The sequence below is a fragment of the Pseudomonas sp. S2_B10 genome (genome assembly GCF_054668425.1).
In genome coordinates this window covers 5273677-5296911 of the sequence record NZ_CP162768.1, presented here as the reverse complement: position 1 = coordinate 5296911, position 23235 = coordinate 5273677, and the positions used below count along the sequence as shown (strand labels likewise).

Here is a 23235-nt window from a genome sequence, read left to right as displayed (position 1 = left end):
CAGCCGGCGATCAGCCTCAGTTTGCTATCATGCGGCGCTTTTACGGTTAACCCCTCGCCAGTCCTGCCGACTGGCGGGCTGCAAAAGGCGGTATTAGATGACGGCTTTGTTGACTCGCCGCAAGGTACTTGCGGGAATGGGCGTGCTCGGGCTCGGCCTGCTCGCCGGTTGCGACACCCGTGGCCAACTGTCGTACAAGTACGGCAAGGATCTGAGCGACAAGATCCTCGGACGCACCTTCAAGCTGAAGAACCCCGAAGGCGAAACCATGTCGCTGTCGAGCTTTCGCGGGATGATGCCGATGATCTTCTTCGGCTTCACCCAGTGCCCGGCCGTTTGCCCCACCACCCTGGCCCGCGCCGCGCAGATCAAGAAACTCATGGGCCGCGACGGCGACCGCCTGCAAGTGGTGTTCATCACCCTTGACCCCGAGCGCGACACGCCGCAGATCCTCGACGCCTACGTCAAAGCCTTCGATCCGAGCTTCGTCGCGCTGTACGGCACACTTGAGGAAACCAAGGCCACCGCCAAGGAATTCGACGTGTTCTACGAGAAAGTCCCGGCCGGCGACACCTACACCATCTCCCACACGTCCACCAGCTACGTCTACGACTCGCGTGGTGAGTTGCGCCTGGGCCTGTCCACTTCGCTGACAGCCCAAGAGTGCACGGAAGATTTGCTTACTGTTATGGAGGTCTGCTGATGCATCCCGTTCTGAATCACCTCAAACGCACCGTATGTGCACTGTCCCTGCTCGGCCTGGCCTTCCAGGTGTCGGCGCAGACCAAAGTCGACGATGCCTGGGTCCGTGCCACCGTGCCGACCCAGTCCGCCAGCGGCGCGTTCATGACCGTGACTGCCGACAGCGACAGCAAGCTGCTCAGCGTTGCCTCGCCAGTGGCCAAGGACGTTCAGATTCATGAAATGAGCATGAAGAACGATGTGATGACCATGGGCCCGGTGAAGTCCGTTGAGCTGCCTGCCGGCAAAGCCGTGAGCTTCGACCCGAACGGCTACCACGTCATGCTGATGGGCCTGACCGGTCAGTTGAAGGAAGGCGACAGCGTGCCGCTGACCCTGACCGTGGAAAACGTCAAGGGCGAGAAAGAAACCATTGAAGTCAAGGCACCGGTCCGCGCGCTGACCAACATGGGCGGCCACGATCACAGCAAGATGCATTGATCGCTGACGGAAAGACTGTTCGCCCGACACATAAACGGGGCGGCCTGATCGATGATCGGGCCGCCCCGTTTTTTTGCCCGGAAGAGGGTTTACGCGGCTAAACCTGTGGGAGCGAGCTTGCTCGCGAAGGCGTCAGGCCAGTCAACTCATCTGTGGCTGAAACTCCGCTTTCGCGAGCAAGCTCACTCCTACAGTAGTTCCGGGTGATGCCCAATCCCTCAACTCCCCGCACCACCATGCGCTTCTTCAAAGAAGTAATCCTTCCAGCTCGCCGCTTTGTTCTTCAACACGCCCAGTTCCTGCAATTTCTCGGCATATATAAACGTGCGTTGCGGTACGACGGTGAAGTCGATTTCCGGGTCTTTGACGATTTGCTCGACCAGAGCCAGCGGCAGTTTCGATTGTTCGACGCGGATGTAGGCTTGGGCAGCGGCGGGCTTGTCGGCTTTGATGATCTGCTCGGCTTCGGCCAGTGCGTCGTAGAACGCCTTGTAGGTTTTCGGGTTTTCGTCGTGGAATTTTTCCGTGGTGTAGAGCACGTTGAACGTCGCCGGGCCGCCGAGGATGTCGTAGGAGCTCAGCACTTTATGCACGTTCGGGTTTTGCAGAGCCTGGTACTGAAACGGTGGGCTGGAGAAATGCGAATTGATTTCCGAGCCGCCGGCGATCAGCGCGGCGGTGGCGTCCGGGTGCGGCAGGCTGACTGAAATGTTATCGAATTTCTTGAACTGGTCGTCGCCGAACTCCTTGGCGGTTTCAATCTGCAGGGTGCGCGACTGAAAACCCACGCCGGCGGCCGGCACGGCGATACGGTCCTTGTCGCTGAAGTCCTTGAGGGTTTTGATGTTCGGGTTGTTGGTCAGCAGGTAATTGGGCATCGACCCCAGCGCGGCGATGGCTTTGACGTTCTGCTTGCCCTTGGTGCGGTCCCACACTGTGAGCATAGGCGGCACGCCGGCCGAGACGACGTCCAGCGCTCCGGTGAGCAGCGCCTCATTCATGGCCGTGGCGCCAGAAATGCTGTTCCAGTCGACCTTGATGTCCAGCCCCTGAGCCTTGCCGTGCTTCTCGATCAGTTGTTGATCGCGCACGACATCAAGGATTAGATAACCAATGCCGAATTGCTGGGCGATGCTGATCTTACCCTCGGCTTGGGCGCCGCTACTGAACAGCGCACCCGCTGCCAGAGTAGCGGCCAACAGAGTCAGCGCAGAACGTTTGAACGGTGTGGCCATGACAACCTCGCAGCATGGGGGTGGGCTGAAAGGCCTGACTTTATAGCTATAAAAAACAGAAATTAAATATCCTTATCGCATATCGATAGCACTGAGCGATTTGACGTCTGCTGCTGGAATTCAGGAGCAGTGGATGAACCTACAACAGTCTGAAACAAAAAACTGCCCTCGGGAAAAATGGCACTACTTCCCACAACCCACGCCCGCTATGGGCACGCGCCGTTTCGGGGATCGCCGGCCGCAGGTTTAAAAAGCCGATCAGCCTTCCTGCCCTTGATATCATCACCCACACTTTTTTGACCCTTTGATGACAAGCAGGCCTTTTTTGTGAGCGCTCTTTTCAACTGGCTGCGGCGGCCGAATGCCCGCCTTCTTTCTCTAATCGTTTTGGTAATGATCGTGCCGGTGTGCCTGCGTGCAGCGTTGGGCTGGTCGACACCGCTGGGCTTTTTGTCGGATCTGGCCGTGGGTAGTCTGCTGGTGGTAGCGCTGCATCGCCGTACGTGGTGGCTGGCCTTGCCGGTGCTGGTGATTTGGGCGCTGCTGGCGATCGCCACGGCAGAATTGGTCAGCGCCGTCGGCCGCCTGCCGACGCCTTCGGATGTTCACTACCTGATCGACCCGCAGTTCGTCGAGAACTCCACTGGCGGCGGACTTGCGCACCCTGCCCTGGCCATTGCCTTGCTGGGTGCGTTGGTTTTCTGGCTGCTGGCCCAATTTGTGGGGCGCGGTCTGGCTCGTCCGGCATTGCCGCGCGCGGCCTGGGCAGCGCCGATCGTTTTGTTCGCCGCGCACTGGGGCGCGCTAAACCTGTGGCCGAATGACGGCGACGCCTGGCGCCTGTACAACCTGCCGCATCAATTGCTCGCCAGCGAAGTGGCCGACTTGCAGATCCAGGCCGAGGAGTGGCTGGACGGCGACGTCGAAGAACCGACACCGGCGATGGCCGGGCTCACCGATGTCGATCTCATTGGCCAGAAGCTGCTCGCCGCGCCGGGTCAGGCGCGCAATGTGTTGATCATTGCCCTGGAAGGAATCCCCGGCGCCTACATCCGCGCCAACCGCGAAGCGATCGGCAGTCATTACCAGGAAGACCTGATGCCCAACCTCAGCCGCTGGGCCGAGCGCGGCATGAACACTCCGGATTACGTGCTGCACACCCATCAGACCATTCGCGGTCTGTACGCCATGCTGTGCGGTGACTACGACAAGCTCAACAACGGCACGCCCAAAGGCGTGGAAATGCTCACCCTCAACGAACGCAACCAGGCCTGCCTGCCGGCGCAGCTGCGCGAACACGGCTTCAGCACTCATTACTTGCAGGGCGCCGGCCTGCGCTTCATGGCCAAAGACAAGATCATGCCGCACATCGGTTTCGATGCGACCCACGGCCTGGAATGGTTCAGCAACAGCAACTATCTGGAGTTCCCGTGGGGCAAGGATGACAAGGCGTTTTTCGAAGGTGCGCTGGATTACGTCGGCCAGTTGAAAAAGCAAAAGCAGCCGTGGATGTTGACCCTGCTGACGGTCGGCACCCATCAGCCCTACTCCGCACCGGAGGATTATCTGCAGCGTTATGAGACGCCCAAGCAGGCTGCCGTCGGTTATCTCGACGATGCGCTGGATCAGTTTCTTTCAGGGCTGGAGCGCCAAGGCGTTCTCAAGGACACACTGGTGGTGATCACCTCGGATGAATCCCATGGCATCGACGGCGTGCGGCTGGCCTCCTCGTGGGGTTTCAACCTGACGCTGGCACCGGAGCAGGCGCAACTGCCGCGTCTGAATGCCGGGGTTTATGGTCACGTCGATCTGAGCACCTCGATCCTCGACTATTTCGACCTGCCGGTGCCGACTGCGCTGAGCGGGCGGTCGCTGTTTCGCGACTACGACTCCGGGCGCGAAATCATGTCGTTCACCAACGGCAAACTGCGCTACCACAACGGTCAGGGCATCTTCTCCGAGTGCGATCTGCCGCGCCGCTGCCGCTATTACCAAAGCACCGGCTTCATCGCCGAAAGTGCCACATACAAAGGCACCTACAGCGGCCACCCGGCCCGGCAAATCGCCGCGCGCGCCGAGGCGCTGGACCTGTCCTTGCTGCGCACACCGCTCAATCATCGCTACCAGTTCGGCAGCAACAACATCATCCCTCTGCAAGCGCAGATCAAGGATGACTGGGCCGACAACCTGATCGGCGCGCAATACCTGGAAATGCCCAAAGGCTCGCACACCCGCGTGCGCCTGACCGTGCGCTCGGTCGATCCGCAGCAGGCGGCGTACATTCAGCTCAAGGCCAAGGAATTTGAACAGGACGTGCAACTGGGCCTGCCAGCAGAAATGGTAGCCACGGCGGATCAGCCGCTGGAGATGGATTTCAGCTTTGAAAACCCGCAGCCGCGCAAAGCCTTCTCGTTTCATTTGCTGGGCTACGGCAATGGCGCGGTTGAAGTATCGGACTTCAGCGTGATCACTGAACTGCCTGGGCAGGATGACATTCTTGATGACGTGCCCGAGGACGACACCGCGCAATCGAGTTGACGCCTTTATTTATAAAGGCTGCACTCGCCTGTCACTTTGCTTCGGGGTAACGAGTGTAAGATCGAAATTGCCTGTCACTTTCCCGGCTTGTCCCAGATCCAGAGCAAAAGTGCCTGTTACGGTTTTGCGAAAATTGGAAAAGGTGACGATGAGTTCACCCTCAATAATGGGTTGGTCAAAATGATTGATCACAACCTTCCAATGCCGCCCCATGGTTGGAAAAATCACTGTGTGAGGACCATCTCCCTCTAACGCATTCGGCACAGACAAATCGACCGTGTTTATAAAATCTTCAGTTCCGATGATGATAAATTCCTTCTCGGTCTGTGCATAAACACATAACTTGCTCTCCAGAAATTTATCGTCATCGAGAAACGCGACGAAGCTACCGGTAGCATTTCGTTTGTTCATAAGGTCACTTGTTTTGTCCTGATACATGTCGATATTCCCTTTAGGTAAAGGTGACGTTGCGTTGACTCCAACGTATTGGGATTGCGTGGTATCAACCACTGTCAAAGCTGACAGTTTTTAAGATCGCTTCGAAATAACGCCGCTTTTGCATCACGATATCGCGCTAGCAAAAGAGCCTGCCTATCGCCTGCCAAGACTGCGGCTATTAGCCGACTTGCCAACTCGGGTCTAGCCTTACCAGTCCGAAGTCGGCACGAGCCGGCCGCAGACCTGATAGGGATCCGAACATGGCAAACGAATCGAAATGCCCGTTCAACCACGCCGCCGGCGGCGGTACGACGAACCGTGACTGGTGGCCGAATCAACTCAATCTGAAAATCCTCAGCCAGCATTCCCCCAAGTCCGATCCGCTGGGCCAGGACTTCGACTACGCCAAAGCCTTCAAAAGCCTCGACTTCCAGGCGCTGAAACAAGACATCAAAGCACTGATAACTGATTCTCAGGACTGGTGGCCAGCCGATTTCGGCCATTACGGCCCACTGTTCGTGCGCATGGCCTGGCACAGCGCCGGGACCTATCGCACCGCCGACGGCCGTGGCGGCGCCGGCTCCGGTCAGCAACGCTTCGCCCCGCTCAACAGCTGGCCGGACAACGTCAGCCTCGACAAGGCCCGCCGTCTGCTGTGGCCGATCAAGCAGAAATACGGCCGCAACATTTCCTGGGCCGACCTGATCGTGCTCACCGGCAACGTCGCCCTTGAATCCATGGGCTTCAAGACCTTCGGTTTTTCCGGGGGCCGCGCCGATGTCTGGGAACCGGATGAAGATGTGTACTGGGGTTCGGAAACCGAGTGGCTGGGCGGCGACAACCGTTACGGCAAGAGCAATGGCCCGGTGCAGGAGCCCGGCGACGGCACGCTGGTGGCTGAGCCCGATCTGCATGGCCGTGAAGAAAGCCGCACCGATCAGGGCGAACGCAATCTGGAAAATCCCCTCGCCGCCGTGCAGATGGGTCTGATCTACGTCAACCCTGAAGGCCCTGAAGGCAACCCGGACCCGGTGGCCTCGGCCAAGGACATTCGCGAAACCTTCGGCCGCATGGCCATGAACGACGAAGAAACCGTGGCGCTGATCGCCGGCGGCCACGCGTTCGGCAAGACCCATGGCGCCGGCCCGGCTGACAATGTCGGTCCCGAACCGGAAGCGGCTGGCCTTGAGCAACAGGGTCTGGGCTGGAAAAACGCCTTCGGCACCGGTAAAGGCGCCGACACCATCACCAGTGGTCTGGAGGTAACCTGGACCACCACGCCAACACAGTGGAGCAACAACTATCTGGAAAACCTGTTCGGCTTCGAGTGGGAGCTGACCAAAAGCCCGGCGGGCGCCCATCAGTGGCAACCGAAAAACGGCGCCGGTGCCGGCACCGTTCCCCACGCTCACGATCCGAACAAGAAGCTCTCGCCGACCATGCTCACCTCCGACCTGGCGTTGCGCTTCGATCCTGCATACGAGCAGATTTCCCGGCGTTTCCTGGCCAATCCCGATCAGCTCGCCGACGCATTCGCCCGCGCCTGGTACAAGCTGATCCATCGTGACATGGGTCCGCTCTCTCGCTACCTCGGCCCGGAAATGCCGCAAGAGGAGCTGCTCTGGCAAGACCCGCTGCCCGACGTGACGCACCCGCTGATTGACGACAGCGACGCTGCGGCGCTGAAAACCAAGGTGCTGAATTCAGGACTGTCGGTGTCGCAACTGGTTTCGACCGCGTGGGCGGCGGCGTCGACGTTCCGCGGCTCGGACAAGCGCGGTGGCGCCAACGGCGGACGCTTGCGTCTGGCCCCGCAGAAGTTCTGGCAGGCCAACCAGCCCGAACAACTGGACAAAGTGCTGAGCACGCTGGAAAGCATTCAGAACGAGTTCAACGGTTCTGCTGCCAATGGCAAGAAGATCTCGTTGGCGGACCTGATCGTCCTGGCCGGTAATGCCGGGGTGGAAAAAGCCGCGCAGAACGCCGGGCATTCGGTGTCGGTGCCGTTTTCACCGGGCCGCGTCGATGCTTCGCAGGAGCAGACCGATGTCGAATCGTTCGGCTTCCTGGAACCGATCGCCGATGGCTTCCGCAATTACAGCAAAGGCAAATACACGGTTGCGGCAGAAACCCTGCTGATCGACAAGGCGCAGTTGCTGACTCTCACGGCACCAGAAATGACCGTGCTGCTGGGTGGTTTGCGGGTATTGAACACCAATGTTGGCCAGACCCAGCATGGCGTGTTCACCGACAGACCCGAAACGCTGAGCAACGACTTCTTCACCCACCTGCTGGACATGGGCGTGGAGTGGACGCCGACCTCACGGGATGCTGATGAGTTCGAGGGTCGCGAGCGCAAGACCGGGGCGGCGAAATGGACGGCGACGCGGGTGGATCTGGTGTTCGGCTCGAATGCGCAATTGCGCGCATTGGCCGAGGTCTATGCCAGTTCCGACGCGAACGCGCAGTTCGTCAATGATTTCGTCAAGGCGTGGACGAAGGTGATGAATCTGGATCGGTTTGATCTGCGTAAATAGCTGTTTGTTGTGCCAATGAAAATGCCGCTCGTTGAGCGGCATTTTTTTGTTGATCGTTCCCACGCGCAGCAAAGGAATGCAGCAAGGGACGCTCTGCGTCCCAAAGCCGATGCAGAGCGTGGAGAGAGGCATTCCCACGCAGAGCATGGGAACGATCAATTAAAGGCCCCAACATTTAATCGGCGTTACGCCAGGCTTTTGCTCACCACTTCATACACATCACTAGACAGCGCCCCGGACGCCAGAATCCGCTCCAGTTCAGCCTTCATCAACGCCTGGCGCGCGCTGTCGTATTTGCGCCAGCGGGTCAGCGGGGCCAGTTGGCGCGAGGCGATCTGCGGGTTGAAGCCGTTCAGTTCGATCACCAGATCGGCAAGGAAGCGATAACCGGAACCGTCCGCCGCGTGGAAGTTGATCAGGTTCTGCCCGGCGAACGCGCCGATCAGTGCCCGCACCTTGTTCGGGTTCTTGATGTTGAACGCCGGGTGCTGCATCAACGCCTTCACCCGCGCCAAACCGCCCGGCAAGGTGCTACCGGCCTGCACGCTGAACCACTGATCCATGACCAGCGGATTGTCCTTGAAGTGCTCGGCGAAGCTGGCCAAAGCCAGGGCCTTCTGCTCTTCGAACGGCGAGTTGACCAGCACCGCCAGCGCGGTCAGGCGCTCGGTCATGTTGTCGGCGGTCTCGAATTGCTCCAGCGCCGCTGCCAGCACTTCCGGCTTGCCGCTGAGCATCAGGTACGACAGGGCGATGTTCTGCAAGGCGCGACGGGCGAAGTGCTCGGCCTCGGCCACGTACGGAGTCTTTTTCGACAGATCGCGGTTGGCCTGATAACGCAGCCACAGCGCTTCGAACAAGCCTTCGGCGAGTTGCTTGCGGGCGAACTCGCGAGCGACGTGAATCGCCTCGACGTCAGCCACTTCGCTGATCTCGGTGAGATAGGCCTCACCCGGCAGCGAGAGCATTTCGGCAACCATCGCCTGATCCAGCGACTCGTCGGACAGCACCGTGCGCAGCGCCGACACCAAACGCGGATCGAGCTTCAGGCTCTCGCCGTTCTGATGCTGGCCGATCAACTCTTGAAGCACTTGCACCGACAGTTGCTGACCGGCATCCCAGCGATTGAAGCCGTCGCTGTCGTGCTGCATCAGGAACATCAGTTGATCGCGGTTGTACGGGAAGCTCAATTTCACTGGCGCCGAGAAGCCGCGCAGCAGCGACGGCAACGGCTGTTCGTTGATGTCGACGAAAGTGAAGGTCTGCTCGGCGTCGGTCACCGAGATCACCCGAGTGGTGCCTTGTGCCGAAGCTTCCCCAGCCAGACGCAGGGCGATTTCGTTGCCCTGGCTATCAAGCAGCCCGAGCTCGACCGGAATCACGAACGGCAGTTTTTCTACCTTGTCCGGGGTCGGCGGGCAGCTCTGGCGGAAGGTCAGGCTGTAGGTTTTCGCCGCAGCGTCATAGGACTCGCTGACGGCCAGACGCGGTGTGCCGGCCTGGCTGTACCAGCGCTTGAACTGGCTGAGGTCAACGCCATTGGCATCTTCCATGGCCTTGACGAAGTCGTCGCAGGTCACGGCCTGACCGTCGTGGCGTTCGAAATACAGATCGCTGCCCTTGCGGAAGCCGTCGGCGCCCAGCAGGGTGTGGATCATGCCGACCACTTCCGAACCCTTTTCGTACACGGTCAGGGTGTAGAAGTTGGAAATCTCGATGAAGCTGTCCGGACGCACGGCGTGGGCCATCGGCCCGGCATCTTCGGCGAACTGGTGGGTACGCAGGTACGCCACGTCCTGGATGCGCTTGACCGTCGCCGAGTTCATGTCCGAGGAGAAACCGGCATCGCGGAACACCGTGAAGCCTTCCTTGAGCGACAACTGGAACCAGTCACGGCAGGTCACGCGGTTGCCCGACCAGTTGTGGAAGTATTCGTGGGCGACGATCGCCTCGACCCGCTGGTGCGCGGCGTCGGTCGCGGTTTCGGCGCGGGCCAGCACGGCGCTGGAGTTGAAGATGTTGAGGCCCTTGTTCTCCATCGCGCCCATGTTGAAATCGTTGACGGCGACGATCATGAAGATGTCCAGATCGTACTCGCGACCGTACACCTCTTCGTCCCAGCGCATGGATTTCTTCAGGCTGTTCATCGCGTGCTGGCACTTGTCGATGTTTTCCGGCTCGACATAAATGCGCAGCGCGACGTTGCGCTGGCTCATGGTTGTGAAAGTGTCTTCGACGCACCACAGATCACCGGCGACCAGCGCAAACAGGTACGCCGGTTTCTTGAACGGATCTTCCCAGGTCGCCCAGTGCCGGCCGTCTTCGCCGGGGCCGGAAGCGATCGGGTTACCGTTGGAGAGCAACACCGGGTAGCTGTGCTGTTCGGCCACGACGGTGGTGGTGAACTTGCTCATCACGTCCGGGCGGTCGAGGTAATAGGTAATCTTGCGGAAGCCTTCGGCCTCGCACTGAGTGCAGAACATCGTGCCGGACTTGTACAGGCCTTCCAGCGCGGTATTGGTTTCCGGATGGATGCGCACGCTGGTGTCGAGGGTGAAGGTTTCACTGGTCGGTTGCAGCGTCAGGTGACTGTCGGAGACTTGATAGTCAGCGGCGCTCAGCTCCTGATCCGCCAGCGTCACCGACAGCAGCTCGAGTTGCTGGCCGTCGAGCACCAGCGGCGGCAGGCCGGCGCCACGTTCAGGATTACGGCGCATCACCAGTTGCGCATGAACCAGGCTGTGGTCCTCGAACAACTCGAAGGTCAGGTGCGTTTCGTCGATCAGGTACTCGGGCGCCTGATAGTCCTTGAGATAGATCATCTTCGGTTGTTCGGTGCGCATGCTGGAATCCTTATTGATGCACGGCGAGCTGGTACGCCGTGTATTTACGAATGTTGATCACGCCGGTGTCGAAGATCAGGTACTGACCCTTGATCCCCAGCAGCGTGCCTTCGGCAATCGGGTTCTTGTCCAGGTTGAAGCTGACGATTTTCGCCGGGTATTGCTCGACGGGATAGCGGATTTCCAGCGGTTCGACATCGGCAATCGTCTGAATAGCCTGTAGGCCGAATCGCTCCTGTAACCCTTGCAGGCCTTCGGCGCAGCTTTCGAACAACTGATCGCGCACCTGCGCCAGATCCACCGCCGCCGCATCGCCCTTGAGCAGCGCGCGCCAGTTGGTCTTGTCCGCCACCTGGCTGCGGAACAGGTCCTCGACAAACCCCGATTGCTGGCGTGTCGATACACGCATGATCGGCAGCGCCTGACTCGCACCCTGGTCGAGCCAGCGGGTCGGCAACTGCGTAGCACGGGTGATGCCAACCTTGATGCCTGACGAATTGGCCAGGTAAACCACATGGTCGGTCATGCAGAATTTCTCGCCCCACTCCGGATCGCGGCAGGTGCCGGCGTCGAAGTGGCAGCGCTCCGGGCTCATGATGCACAGGTCGCACTGCGCCAGTTTGGTCATGCACGGGTAGCAATAGCCCTGACTGAAACTGGTTTTGGTCTTGCGCCCGCAATGGGTGCAGTGGATCGCCCCTAAAAATTCCAGACGCAGCGTGCTGCCGATCAACGGATTGACCGGCACCTCGACGTCATCCAGACGAAACGCGTACTGCACGTTCGACCCGTCCAGACGCGCCGACATTTTGCTGATTGCACCGCGGCCAATCTCGATCAATGGATGGCATCCGACTTGAACAGGATATTCGGCACTTCGATCGACTTCGACGCACACTCTTGCGGGCCCATGTAGCCAGTGCGCTGGTCTTCCGGCAGGTTCTGGATTTCCCAGGCAATCATCGCCTGCAACGACAGCTCGCGCTGTTCGGCAGTGAGTTTGTTGCCGTCGGACCATTTACCGATTTCCACGGCCAGTTTCAGGCTTTCGTAGATGTCCGGGGTGATGTTGTTGATCATGTCGTTGAAAGAGGACATCAGGGTCTCCGTGCTCTTTGCTGAAACAAAAATGTTAGACGGCCAGTTTACGGCGGTTATACAAACCGCCCAACAAACCGGTAAAGCATCCGATGAGTAACCCGCTCAGGTGCGCGGCGTTGGCGATCTGGCCGAAACCGATCAGCGAGATCAGCCCGGACATGCACACCACCAGCCACACCAGCATCATCACCAGCACGCCGCGCGGCAAACGATAGGCCGGGTTCGGCGCCAGCAACTGGAAGATCCAGCAATGCCCGAGCAAGCCGTAAAGCACGCCGGACAGCCCACCAAACAGGCTCGGGCCGCTCCAGACGAACTGCGCGTAGTTGGACACCAGACTGAACAGCAGCGTCAGGCCGATCAGGTTGATGCTGCCCTGGCGCGACTCGATGCGCCGCCCCAGCTCCCAGTACCACATACCGTTCATGGCCAGATGGAGGATGCCGAAGTGGATCAGCATCGGCGTGACCAGCCGCCACCACTGCCCCGCCGCGAGGCTGTCGGCCAGCGGCGTGAAGTGGATGTACTCACCGATCACGCGGAAATCGAGAAAGGTCAGCCAGCGTAAGGTCTCGAGGTTTTCGCCGAGGAAGGTCAGACCACCGACGATCAGGCTCAACAGCAGAATCAACCCGGTGGCTTTGGCGTGTTTCAGCTGCTCGGCGAAACTCGGGCGCTTGAAGGTCTGGCCCATGGGTAGGTCCAGTTGCTGATCCGGGTCGCCGGCCGGGAAGCGCTCGTACAAGAAACGCACGTCCTCGCTGATTTCTTCTGGTGCCCACAGCACCTGTTCGCCCGCCTCTTCGCTGACGCGATGGGGCACTTGCATGCGTTGCAGCAGTTTGACAAAACCGCTCAGATCCACCGCCAACGGCAGGCGCAATACCGCTACCGCACTCATTGCAGCACCTCCGGCCGCTCGACATCGACCCAGACAAATTTTTGCGGATCCAGGCGCGTTTCCTGGTCCAGACGATAGGCCACCAGTTTGCCGTAGAGCACGGCGCTGTAATCCAAGCACGCGAGGTTCGGGCGGATCGGCGCCGGTTTGCCGCTGCGCCAGTAGTGGCCGACGAACAGCAACGGCTCGTCGACGCCATAGCGCAGCAGGGAATTCTTTTCAGTGGACGTCAGCGGCGTCTGCGCGACAGGTTCCGGCAGTGCATCGGGCTGGAACACGATGTCGCCATAGGTTTTCGGATCGTCTTCCCAGAACTTGGTGCGGAAGAACGAACGCACCAGACCGTCGCCGCTGGTCATGGTCAGGCCACCGGGCAGGCGCATGTCGGTGCCGCGCAGCAAGCGGTCGAACACAGTGCAGGCGAAGCTGCCGGGCACCGCCGAGGCCTGGAGGAAATGCTCATCGACGCAGCCATTGGGGAACAGCGCCCGCAGCGGCTCGATCAGCCCGGCGTCCCAGCACGCATGCACCACGCGGAAACGACCGGCATCGACGAACAGCGGCAGCTCGTAGAACCACTGCTGGAAGTCATGCCAGTCACCGGGATGGTCCTCGAATTGGCTCAGGGTTTCCTGCAACAGCCGCGCATGGCGCTTGGTGTGTTCGCGCACGAACTGCTTGCCGCTGCCCGGTGGCGCCGGGGTGACCCAGCCGAGCGCATTGAATTCATGGTTGCCCATGATGCACAGCGCCTGCCCCGCCTCGACCATGTCGTGGACGATGTGCAGCGCCTCGCGAATGCGCGGGCCACGGTCGATGATGTCGCCGACGAACACCGCCATGCGTGACGGATGCCGCCAGACCCCGCCCTGCTTGTGATAACCGAGACGGTCCAGCAAGTGTTCGAGGGTCATGGCGCATCCGTGCACGTCACCGATCAGGTCGTAACTGCGCGCGGGATCGAGCATCAGTCGCCTCCGCCCCCCAGCTTGCTGCCCCAGCCAAGCTTGGTGCGGCACACCTCGTAGTAATTGTGATCGAGCGGATGAATCAGGCGCAGCTTCTGCGCTTTCTTGCTCACGGTAATGGTGTCGCCCGGTGCGCAGGTGAAGTGGTTCTGCCCGTCGCAGGACACCTGCGGGTAGATTTGCATATCTTTGGACACGACGATTTTCAGCTCACTGTTGCCATCGACCACGATCGGCCGTCCCGACAAGGTATGGGGGTACATCGGCACAATCACAATAGCGTCGAGCTTGGGATGCATGATCGGCCCGCCGGCGGACAACGCGTAGGCGGTGGAGCCGGTGGGCGTCGCGACGATCAGGCCGTCGGCCTTCTGGCTGCAGACGAACTGGCCGTCGATATACAGCTCGAATTCGATCATCCGCGTCGATTTGCCCGGGTGCAGCACCACATCGTTGAGCGCATCGCCCTGGCCGATGGCCTCGCCATGGCGACGCACTTCGGCTTGCAGCAGGAAACGGTTTTCTACCAGATAGTGGCCGTCGAGCACTTCGGCGACCTTGATTTCCAGCTCGTCGGGGCGAATATCGGTGAGGAAGCCAAGGCTCCCACGGTTGATGCCCAGCACCGGAATATTGTGCCTGGCCAGCGCTCGCGCGGCGCCGAGCAGGCTGCCGTCACCGCCGACGACGATGACCATGTCACAAACTTCGCCGAGCATCTTGCGCGACGAGGTTTGCAGGCCATGGCCGGGCAGGACTTCAGCGATGGTGTCTTCGAGGATCACATGCAGGTGACGGTCGAGCAGAAAGCGTTTCAGTCGGCGGACGGTATCCAGCACCTGGGAACTGCCCAGGCGACCGATGATGCCGATATTACGAAATTGCTCCATGGGACCTCTGCGGACAATCGAAAACGCGAAAACCCGATTATGGGCGAAAGCGCCAGATAGACAAAATCCTTTCAGCCTCAAGGGTGCGCTCAGGTTTAAGGCTATGCTCGCAAGATGATCCTGTTCCCCGACTTGTTGCAATTGCCCCATCGATTACGCCATCCCGAAGTGCGGGACCTGGCGTGGGTGATCCTCGCGCCGCCGATGCTCGCCGCCACGCCGTGGCCCCAGCGCCATCCGCTTGCCGGCAGCGAATGGGTGCACGACCCGCAGCGCCTCGAACATTGGCTGCACCAGCTCGACCGCGACAGTTACGGCCTGCTGCAATGGCTGTCGCAGGCGCGCACCCGGCGTCTGGGTCTGTATTACGAGCGTCTTTGGCAGTTCGCCGTCTCGCATGCGCCGGACATCGAACTGATCGCCGCCAACCTGCCGATTCGCCGCGCCGGGCACACCCTCGGCGAACTCGACATGCTGCTGCGTGACCGCGACGGCGTGCATCATCTGGAACTGGCGATCAAGCTCTACCTTGGCCCGCAGGATGGCGATGGCCGCGATCCCGCGCAGTGGCTGGGGCCGGGTTGTCATGACCGGCTGGATCGCAAACTGGCACATCTGGCCGAGCATCAATTGCCGATCTCGGCGCGCCCGGAAAGCCGCGAGGTGCTCGCGGCACTGGATATCGAAACCTTCAGCGCGCAGTTGTGGCTGGGCGGTTATCTGCTGTATCCGTGGCCCGGGCACGCCGACTCACCGAACGGCGCGCATCCACAACATCTGCGTGGCAGCTGGCTGCATCAGAAGGACTGGCCGGCGTTTGTCGCACAGCGCCCGCCGGGCCGCTGGCAACCCCTGCCCCGCCATGCGTGGCTGGCGCCGGCGCATTACCCGGCGGATCAGGTCTGGACAGATGAGCACTTGCGTTTGTGGCTGGCAGACCTGCCAGCACTGGCCCCGGCGCAGTTGATGGTGCGCCTGACCGAGAATGCCCAGGGCGAATGGGAAGAGGCGGAGCGGTTGTTTCTGGTGGCGGATCTTTGGCCGAATGTCCCCGGCCAAGCCTGAGATTTGTAGTGCCTGACCCAATTCGCGAGCAGGCTCGCTCCCACAGAGAAAGCATCTCAAATGTGGAATGCGATCCCTGTGGGAGCGAGCCTGCTCGCGAAAAGAGCAACTCGGTCTATAGGGATAGCCGCACCGCCAATGCCGCCAACGTCACCAGCAACACCGGCACGGTCAACACAATCCCGACACGGAAGTAATAGCCCCAGCCAATATGGATGCCTTTGCGCTCCAGCACATGCAGCCACAACAACGTTGCCAGACTGCCGATCGGAGTGATCTTCGGCCCCAGGTCGCTGCCGATCACGTTGGCGTAGATCATCGCTTCCTTGATCACCCCGCTGGCCTGACTGGCGTCGATCGACAGCAAGCCGATCAGTACCGTTGGCAGATTGTTCATGATCGACGACAGCAGCGCCGTCAGCACCCCGGTGCCCATCGCCGCGCCCCACACGCCGTGGCCGGCGAATACATCCAGCCACCCGGCAAGGTAACCGGTGAGTCCGGCATTGCGCAGGCCGTACACCACCAGGTACATGCCCAACGAGAAAATCACGATTTGCCACGGCGCTTCTTTCATAACCTTGCGCGTGGAGATCTTGTGGCCGCGCGCGGCAATACCCAGTAGCAGCGCGGCGCACACCGCCGAAATTGCGCTGATCGGAATGCCCAGCGGTTCGAGGGCAAAGCAGCCGATCAACAGGATCACCAACACCGCCCAACCGGCGTAGAACGTCGCTTTGTCGTGGATCGCGGTGTGCGGGTTTTCCAGCTGTTCCGGATCGTAAGCGGCCGGGATGTCGCGGCGAAAAAACCACAGCAACATGCCCAACGTCGCCGCCACGCTGACGAAGTTCACCGGCACCATCACTGCGGCATAGCGGTTGAAGCCAATATGGAAGAAGTCCGCCGAAACGATGTTGACCAGGTTCGACACCACCAGCGGCAGGCTCGCCGTATCGGCGATAAACCCGGCGCCCATGACGAAGGCCAGCGTCGCCGCTGGTGAAAAGCGCAGCGCCAGCAGCATTGAAATCACGATCGGCGTGAGAATCAGCGCCGCGCCGTCATTGGCGAACAGCGCAGAGACCAGCGCGCCGAGCAGCACCATGAAGGCAAACAATTTGCGCCCACTGCCCCGCCCCCAACGCGCCACGTGCAGCGCCGCCCAGTTGAAAAAACCAGCCTCGTCGAGCAACAGGCTGATGATGATCAGCGCGACGAAGGTGCCGGTCGCATTCCAGATGATCTGCCAGACCAGCGGGATGTCCGTGAGGTGAACGACGCCAAAAATCAACGCCAGCACGGCGCCCAACGTTGCACTCCAGCCGACGCCGAGACCTTTGGGTTGCCAGATGACGAGGGTGATGGTCAGCAGGAAAATCAGTGACGCAGCGAGCATTCGCAGAAGCCTTCAAATAGCGAAACGGGTGGAAATCGAACAAATGTGGGAGCGAGCCTGCTCGCGAAAGCGGTTTGTCAGACGCGAAGAAATTGTTATCTGACAGTCCGCCTTCGCGAGCAGGCTCGCTCCCACAGTGCGTTTCGGTGAGCTTATTTCTTGTGTTGCTCGACGAACTGGCCGTAAGCATCGATGAATTTTTGCAGGAACGGCTTCACCGAGTCGCTCAGTTTGCCCGCTTCGTCGAACGCGTTACCGGCGCCGCCCAGGTAGGCTTCCGGCTGTTGCAGGCAATGGATATCAAGGAAAACAAAGGTCTGGCGCAGGTGCTGGTTGGCGCCGAAGCCACCGATGGCGCCTGGCGATACGCTGATCACCGCGCCGGGTTTGCCACTCCACGCGCTCTGGCCATAAGGACGGGAACCAACGTCGATGGCGTTCTTCAACGGTGCCGGGATCGAGCGGTTGTACTCGGGGGTGACAAACAGCACCGCGTCGGATGACGCCACTTTCTGACGGAAAGTGCTGTAGGCTGCCGGCGGAGAATCGCCGTCGATGTCTTCGTTGTACAGCGGCAGTTCACCGATTTCGACAATCTCGAGCTTGAGATTGGCCGGTGCCAGTTCGGCGAGGGCCAGTGCGACTTTGCGATTGATCGATGCTTTGCGCAGGCTACCGACCACTACAGCGACGTTGTAGACATTGCTCATGGATGACTCTCGATGGTCCGTGGGAAGAGTCGCTAGTTATAGATGATCCAGTGACATTTTCACCAGTGGTCATTGGTTTTTCCTGCGCGAGGAATATTTTTTTCCTGTAGGAAAACTTACCGAGCTTGCTGACGGTCTACAAAGCCGCAAATCAAGCGTTTTATCTCCAGAGGTTCTAAGCAGATGGCAGCAGTACTCGTCGGTCAGTTTCATGCAAGAGATGCGGAAGGCCGCGTTTATTCCGTGCATGAATTCCAGGAATCGAACCCGTCTGCAGACGGATCCACTGGCTCGGAGCCCATTTACAAACTCGCCATTGGCGATCGGGTCAACAAGGTCAGTGACAGCGAGTTTCTCCTGGTGCAATCAGGCATTACCCTGATCCGCGAACCTGAGCCAACCGTCGCTCAATAACCTAGCGTTATGAGCAGAAGTCATGCGAGCGGACTTGGGGTAGGATTCAGCGTCTGACCCCACCTGCTGAACATGGACTTCACGCATGCGTTTACGCCACATCGAAGTGATTCAGGCGCTCTTGCAGACCGGTCACCTGGGCACCGCCGCCGAATGGCTGCAACTGCCGGTGACCGAGGTCGAAGAGCGTTTGCGCGAAGCCGAGAGTCAGTTGGGGTTCATGTTGTTCGCCAGCGTTCGCGGTCGGCTGCAATCGACGCCCGAAGCGCGCGCCCTGCAAGCGGAAATCGCGCACATTTATGAGGCACTTGAGCCGGTGCAGCGTCTGGCCAACAGCCTCAAGCAATACCTCGCCCCGCCCCTGCGCATCATCGGCACCCCGCCGCTGGCTCAACAATTACTGCCACAAAGCCTTGCGACCCTGCGTCGACGCCTGCCCGACGCACCGTGCAGCCTGCTCAGCGCGCCGACTCGCGACATCGTCCGCAGCCTGTTATTGCGCGAAAGCGATCTGGGCCTGAGCCTGCACGATCCCGAACACCCCGATATCCACTGCCAGCCGCTGGCCCAGGGCAAGCTGCAATTGCTCGCTCCGCACGGCTGGCTGCAGCCGAAACAGAAATACATTTCCCTCGCGGATCTGGCCGGTCAGGCCATGGTCGGTCTCGAAGGTCAGGATCCGCTGAGCCCGGCGCTGGAAAACAAACTCCAGGCCTTGCGCCCGGCACCGAGCATTCAGACCCGCGTGCAGACCCATCAGATGATGCGCAGCATGGTCGAGGCCGGCGAGGGTCTGGCCATCGTCGATCCGTTCACCGCTCTGGGCGCCCGCGCCGGTGGGCTTGACGTCTGCCCGCTCTCACCGGCAGTGCCGATCAGCCTCTGCGCCCTGACCTTCAAACATGCCGCGCCGTCGGCGGCGATTCAGACCTTGCTGGCGATCGTCACGGAACAAGCCGAGGCGATGTTGTCGAGCTGAGTGGTTTTTACAGCGGATTATCGAACAGGCGATACCAGAACAACGCGACTTCAGCGGTATGCGGATCGATGCCGCGATAGCGCAACTGGTCGATGCCGCCGATCACATAGCCGCAACGCTCATACAGACGACAGGCGCCGAGATTGTTGTTTTGGGTTTCGAGCATGATGCCCGGCAGCTTCTTCTTGCGACTCCAGAACTGCGCGACATCAAGCAACGCCTTGGCCACGCCGTGGCGACGGGCCGGGGCATGCACCGCCAGCTCATCGATGTGGGCAAAGCCGTTCCAGTTGGTGCTGATCACCAGGTGACCGACCGGCTCGTCGTCCAGGTACGCCATGAAAATCGCACTGTCGGGCGCGTTGTGAAAGGCGCTGAATTCTTCGGGATCGATGCCGTAGCACTTGCGGTACGGCACGATTGGCGTTACCGGCCATTGCTCGACCGGTTTGCCGATCACGGCAGCGCCGTAGGCAGCGACCTCGAAACTGAAGTCGCTGCCCCAGATATACGGCGCAAAACCTTCGTCGGCTACACGCACCGACAACCCTGGGTATTTCGGATTCATGACCGGTTGCATACTGGGAAAAGTCCTCATTCCTTGACGCAGCCGACGGTGTCGACCTTACCGTCGCGATGGATGATTGCCAGCGCAAATTTCAACTCTTTGTACATGAGGCTCAGTGTCCTGAGGCGGCAGATTTGCACCTGACCAGTGCACTCAGGGTAGAGGGTTGCGGCGAATGTGGCGAGGGTGGCAACTTGGCTCCATGTCGCCAAACGCAAAAAATCGCTGCCTTCCTGGCCCCCACTATGGAATGCAATCCCTGTAGGAGCTGCCGAAGGCTGCGATCTTTTGATCTTCTGATCTTTTGATTTTTCAGACCTGCGCATCAGCCTCGGCAATCTGCGTCCACAACGCCGGCGCTCCCGCCGATTTGGCGATGATTTCCAGCCGCACCAGATGCGCCGCCAGTTCTTCTTCGGTCGCCCGGATGATGCGTGCTGGCTGGCGATCGACCGGCAGGCGGCGGATTTCGGTAGCCGAGTTGTCGGCGCCCTCGCCCGTGCCATTGCCGTCAGACGCGTTGCCAGCCAGCGACAGGCTGGTCTGGCCGCCGGTCATGGTCAGGTAGACGTCGGCGAGAATCTCCGAGTCGAGCAAGGCGCCGTGCAGTTCACGGCCGGAGTTGTCGACGCCGTAACGTTTGCACAACGCGTCGAGGCTGTTGCGCTGCCCCGGGTGACGTTCCCGGGCCATCATCAGGGTATCGAGGATGGTGCAATGCTGGGTGATATCGGCGCGATCGTGCTGGCCCATCAAGGCAAATTCGTTGTTGATGAAGCCAACGTCGAACGCCGCGTTGTGGATGATCAGTTGCGCGCCCTGGATGAACTCGAAGAACTCATCGGCAACTTCGGCAAAGCGCGGCTTGCCGACGAGGAATTCGTTGGTAATGCCATGCACACCGATCGCGCCTTCGTCGCTCTCGCGATCCGGTTGCAGATAAACGTGGAAATGCCGGCCCGTCAGGCGCCGACCGATCAGTTCGACGCAACCGATTTCAATGATCCGGTGACCATCGGTCACCGGCATGCCGGTGGTTTCGGTATCGAGTACAACGGATCTGGTGGCCATCAGTGCTCAGCTCTCAACGGGTCAATCGTGCAAAAGCGCGGATGTTAACACGCTGGACTCGAACCCTGTAGGAGCTGCCGAAGGCTGCGATCTTTTGATTTTTCCTGCAACAAGATCAAAAGATCGCAGCCTTCGGCAGCTCCTACAGGGGAATGCATTCCAATGTGGGAGCGAGCCTGCTCGCGAATGGCAGCGCCACGGTTTATAAGCGAAATCAGCTCTGCTTGTAACCACGCACTTCGTCAACGCCACGATTGGCCAGTTGGTCAGCCCGCTCGTTACCGTGATGGCCAATGTGCCCGCGCACCCATTTCCAGGTGACTTTGTGGCGGTTGACCTGCTCGTCCAGCTCTTTCCACAGATCGGCATTCTTCACCGGCTCTTTCGCAGCCGTTTTCCAGCCGCGCTTCTTCCAGTTGGCCATCCACTCGTTGATGCCTTTCATCACGTATTGCGAGTCGGTGACCAGCAGCACTTCGCAGGGGCGCTTGAGCGCTTCGAGGCCACGAATCGCGCCGAGCAGCTCCATGCGATTGTTGGTGGTGTTGGCCTCGCCGCCCCACAGTTCCTTTTCGACGCCCTTGCACACCAGCAGCGCGCCCCAGCCGCCGGGGCCGGGGTTGCCCTTGCAGGCGCCGTCGGTGAACAGTTCTACGGTGTCGACGCTTTCCACGCTTTCGCTCATGCCAGTCTTTCCAGAAAAATGCCTGTCCTGCCAATCACGGATCGACAATGACCGCGACCGGGACAAGCCCGGCCACAAATAAAAGAAGATTTACGGTTCGATGCGGCGGCGGTTGACCTTGGCCATCGGCAGCGGAATCAGCTTGCCCATCGGCTCGCGGCGTTCCTGGCGCAACGGCCTGAGCCCCACCACGATCTTGCGCGCCACCAGCAGATAGAAGCCGCCGCCGGACAATTGCCAGTCACCGGCCTTGCGTTCCCAGCCGGCCAGACGGTTCTGCCACTTGGGTGATGCGAGCGGCGGACGATAGCACCCGAAGCGGCGTTTCTCCAGCGCGAAGCCCAGCAGATTGAGCCAGTCGGCGACCCGCGACGGCGAGATGCAGCGCGCCTTGCGCAGGGCATCATTGGCGAAGAAATGCCGCAGCCCCCAGGTGCTCCAGGGGTTGATGCCGATGATCAGCAGATGCCCGCCGGGGCGCACGCTGCTCGCCGCTTCACGCAGCAAACCGTGGGGCGACAGGCAGAAATCCAGGCCATGCTGCATCACCACCACGTCGGCGGCGTGCTCGCTCAACGGCCAGGCCTGCTCTTCGCAAACGATCTCGACTCCGGGCAACGGTGCGCCAAGACGCACGTTGCGCTGCACTTGCGGCGCGGCCGGCGGGGTTTCGGCGGACGGCCCGTAATGCACCAGATAACCGCCGAAGAAGCGGCCGAGCTCGTCATCGAGCATGCGCCGCTCTTCATCCAGCAGAAATTGCCCGAGCGGCCCCGACAGCCATTCGCGGGCGGCGCTGATCAATGCCAGCCAGTCGGGATCGGCCTGAGCGAACGCTTTATCGGTCATGTCATTCTCCAACGCGCCAGGAACTACTAAGATGCGCCAATGTTTTCTGCTTGGCGAATTCCGACGATGATACAGATCAGTGCCCTGCCCGCGTTCACCGACAACTACATCTGGTTGTTACAGGATCATCAGACCCAGCGCTGCGCGGTGGTCGATCCGGGCGACGCCACCCCGGTGCAGGCGTGGCTTGACGCGCATCCGGGCTGGGTGCTCAGCGATATTCTGATCACTCACCATCACCATGACCATGTCGGCGGCGTCGAGCGCCTGAAAGCCGCGACCGGCGCCAAGGTCTACGGCCCGGCCAGCGAAAGCATTCCGGCGCGTGACATAGCGCTCAAGGACAACGACAGCGTCAGCGTGCTCGGCTGGGACTTCGACGTCTATGCGGTGCCCGGTCACACCCTGGGGCACATCGCCTATTACCACCATGGCCTGTTGTTCTGCGGCGACACCCTGTTCGCCGCCGGTTGCGGCCGGTTGTTCGAAGGCACACCCGAGCAGATGTACCACTCGCTCAGCCGTCTCGCGGCCCTGCCGGAAGATACGCTGGTTTACTGCACCCACGAATACACCTTGAGCAATCTGAAATTTGCCGCCGCCGTCGAGCCGGGCAACCCGGACATTGCCGCCCGTCTGGAAAAGGTCACCCAGCAACGGCAGAACGGCGTGATGACATTGCCGTCGACTTTGGCCCTGGAAAAGCTGACCAATCCGTTTTTACGCACTTCTGAAACATTGGTTACACAAAAAGTGGACGAACGGGAAGGCGCTCAAAACCGGGCGCCGAACGAGGTATTTGCGGCTCTGCGGGCATGGAAAGACAAGTTCTGACAAGCGCGCCGGCCGGGACAAAAATTCT

At 60.3% G+C, this 23235-nt stretch carries 23 protein-coding genes; 8 read left to right on the top strand and 15 right to left on the bottom strand.

The window, feature by feature from the left end; all coding sequences use genetic code 11:
- Positions 1–97 precede the first annotated feature (97 nt).
- Complete coding sequence (locus AB4O45_RS23615) at positions 98–703, top strand: SCO family protein (protein WP_016774221.1); 606 nt, start codon at positions 98–100, stop codon at positions 701–703.
- A complete protein-coding gene (locus AB4O45_RS23610) occupies positions 703–1182 on the top strand; it encodes a copper chaperone PCu(A)C (protein WP_095179587.1) in 480 nt (159 codons plus the stop codon). The genes AB4O45_RS23615 and AB4O45_RS23610 overlap by 1 nt, the downstream gene beginning before the upstream one ends.
- A 218-nt stretch (positions 1183–1400) precedes the next feature.
- On the opposite strand, the gene AB4O45_RS23605 is transcribed toward AB4O45_RS23610, so the two are convergent.
- Positions 1401–2417, bottom strand: a complete 1017-nt coding sequence (locus tag AB4O45_RS23605; protein WP_150742724.1) for an ABC transporter substrate-binding protein — start codon at positions 2415–2417, stop codon at positions 1401–1403.
- A 327-nt stretch (positions 2418–2744) separates the two neighbouring features.
- Between AB4O45_RS23605 and AB4O45_RS23600 the strand changes: the two genes are divergently transcribed.
- Positions 2745–4955, top strand: coding sequence for an LTA synthase family protein (locus AB4O45_RS23600; protein ID WP_460160632.1), 2211 nt, complete (start codon positions 2745–2747; stop codon positions 4953–4955).
- 9 nt (positions 4956–4964) lie between these two features.
- Here AB4O45_RS23600 and AB4O45_RS23595 read toward each other — a convergent pair whose 3' ends face one another.
- Complete coding sequence (locus tag AB4O45_RS23595; protein WP_256808869.1) at positions 4965–5393, bottom strand: hypothetical protein; 429 nt, start codon at positions 5391–5393, stop codon at positions 4965–4967.
- 260 nt (positions 5394–5653) lie between these two features.
- On the opposite strand from AB4O45_RS23595, the gene katG reads away from it, so the two are divergent.
- On the top strand, positions 5654–7930 hold the full coding sequence (katG, locus tag AB4O45_RS23590) for a catalase/peroxidase HPI (RefSeq protein ID WP_460160631.1): 2277 nt from the start codon (positions 5654–5656) through the stop codon (positions 7928–7930).
- Between the two features lie 185 nt (positions 7931–8115).
- Here the strand turns inward: katG and pepN are convergent, their stop codons facing one another.
- Genes pepN through AB4O45_RS23560 form a run of 6 tightly spaced genes read right to left on the bottom strand, consistent with a single transcriptional unit; the run spans position 8116 to position 14633 of the window.
- Positions 8116–10773 (bottom strand): aminopeptidase N, encoded by a 2658-nt coding sequence (gene pepN / locus AB4O45_RS23585; protein ID WP_460160630.1) that lies wholly within the window; start codon positions 10771–10773, stop codon positions 8116–8118.
- Positions 10774–10783: 10 nt separating this feature from the next.
- On the bottom strand, positions 10784–11614 hold the full coding sequence (locus AB4O45_RS23580) for a DUF2797 domain-containing protein (protein ID WP_186569239.1): 831 nt from the start codon (positions 11612–11614) through the stop codon (positions 10784–10786).
- The gene (locus AB4O45_RS23575) at positions 11611–11871 is read right to left on the bottom strand and encodes a YeaC family protein (protein ID WP_016774215.1); all 261 of its coding nucleotides are present in this window, start codon (positions 11869–11871) and stop codon (positions 11611–11613) included. Before AB4O45_RS23575 ends, AB4O45_RS23580 begins: the two co-directional genes overlap by 4 nt.
- Before the next feature lie 34 nt (positions 11872–11905).
- The gene (locus AB4O45_RS23570; RefSeq protein WP_460160629.1) at positions 11906–12775 is read right to left on the bottom strand and encodes a rhomboid family intramembrane serine protease; all 870 of its coding nucleotides are present in this window, start codon (positions 12773–12775) and stop codon (positions 11906–11908) included.
- On the bottom strand, positions 12772–13743 hold the full coding sequence (locus AB4O45_RS23565) for a metallophosphoesterase (protein ID WP_095179579.1): 972 nt from the start codon (positions 13741–13743) through the stop codon (positions 12772–12774). The genes AB4O45_RS23570 and AB4O45_RS23565 overlap by 4 nt, the downstream gene beginning before the upstream one ends.
- The gene (locus AB4O45_RS23560; protein ID WP_041480619.1) at positions 13743–14633 is read right to left on the bottom strand and encodes an NAD(+) kinase; all 891 of its coding nucleotides are present in this window, start codon (positions 14631–14633) and stop codon (positions 13743–13745) included. The genes AB4O45_RS23565 and AB4O45_RS23560 overlap by 1 nt, the downstream gene beginning before the upstream one ends.
- A 114-nt stretch (positions 14634–14747) precedes the next feature.
- Here AB4O45_RS23560 and AB4O45_RS23555 point away from each other — a divergent pair, with 114 nt between their 5' ends.
- A complete protein-coding gene (locus tag AB4O45_RS23555; protein WP_460160628.1) occupies positions 14748–15698 on the top strand; it encodes a DUF1853 family protein in 951 nt (316 codons plus the stop codon).
- Between the two features lie 115 nt (positions 15699–15813).
- Here AB4O45_RS23555 and AB4O45_RS23550 read toward each other — a convergent pair whose 3' ends face one another.
- Positions 15814–17097, bottom strand: coding sequence for an arsenic transporter (locus AB4O45_RS23550; protein ID WP_095179577.1), 1284 nt, complete (start codon positions 17095–17097; stop codon positions 15814–15816).
- 152 nt (positions 17098–17249) lie between these two features.
- Positions 17250–17807: an NADPH-dependent FMN reductase gene (locus AB4O45_RS23545; protein ID WP_039763234.1), complete on the bottom strand. Its 558-nt coding sequence runs from the start codon at positions 17805–17807 to the stop codon at positions 17250–17252.
- Between the two features lie 183 nt (positions 17808–17990).
- Here AB4O45_RS23545 and AB4O45_RS23540 point away from each other — a divergent pair, with 183 nt between their 5' ends.
- Positions 17991–18221 carry a hypothetical protein gene (locus tag AB4O45_RS23540; RefSeq protein ID WP_071171849.1) on the top strand — a complete coding sequence of 77 codons (231 nt, stop codon included), beginning with the start codon at positions 17991–17993 and terminating at the stop codon, positions 18219–18221.
- A gap of 85 nt (positions 18222–18306) precedes the next feature.
- Positions 18307–19200: a LysR family transcriptional regulator gene (locus tag AB4O45_RS23535; protein ID WP_460160627.1), complete on the top strand. Its 894-nt coding sequence runs from the start codon at positions 18307–18309 to the stop codon at positions 19198–19200.
- 7 nt (positions 19201–19207) lie between these two features.
- On the opposite strand, the gene AB4O45_RS23530 is transcribed toward AB4O45_RS23535, so the two are convergent.
- From AB4O45_RS23530 to AB4O45_RS23510, 5 genes are all read right to left on the bottom strand, one after another.
- Positions 19208–19780: a GNAT family N-acetyltransferase gene (locus tag AB4O45_RS23530; RefSeq protein ID WP_460160626.1), complete on the bottom strand. Its 573-nt coding sequence runs from the start codon at positions 19778–19780 to the stop codon at positions 19208–19210.
- 14 nt (positions 19781–19794) lie between these two features.
- Entirely contained in the window at positions 19795–20094 is a 300-nt protein-coding gene (locus AB4O45_RS23525) for a hypothetical protein (RefSeq protein WP_460160625.1), read from the bottom strand.
- Positions 20081–20839 carry a DNA polymerase III subunit epsilon gene (gene dnaQ / locus AB4O45_RS23520; RefSeq protein WP_041480624.1) on the bottom strand — a complete coding sequence of 253 codons (759 nt, stop codon included), beginning with the start codon at positions 20837–20839 and terminating at the stop codon, positions 20081–20083. Before dnaQ ends, AB4O45_RS23525 begins: the two co-directional genes overlap by 14 nt.
- 214 nt (positions 20840–21053) lie before the next feature.
- Entirely contained in the window at positions 21054–21524 is a 471-nt protein-coding gene (gene rnhA / locus AB4O45_RS23515; RefSeq protein ID WP_007910572.1) for a ribonuclease HI, read from the bottom strand.
- A gap of 90 nt (positions 21525–21614) precedes the next feature.
- Positions 21615–22373 (bottom strand): class I SAM-dependent methyltransferase, encoded by a 759-nt coding sequence (locus AB4O45_RS23510; protein WP_041480625.1) that lies wholly within the window; start codon positions 22371–22373, stop codon positions 21615–21617.
- A 66-nt stretch (positions 22374–22439) separates the two neighbouring features.
- Between AB4O45_RS23510 and gloB the strand changes: the two genes are divergently transcribed.
- On the top strand, positions 22440–23207 hold the full coding sequence (gloB, locus tag AB4O45_RS23505) for a hydroxyacylglutathione hydrolase (RefSeq protein ID WP_460160624.1): 768 nt from the start codon (positions 22440–22442) through the stop codon (positions 23205–23207).
- Positions 23208–23235: the final 28 nt, after the last annotated feature.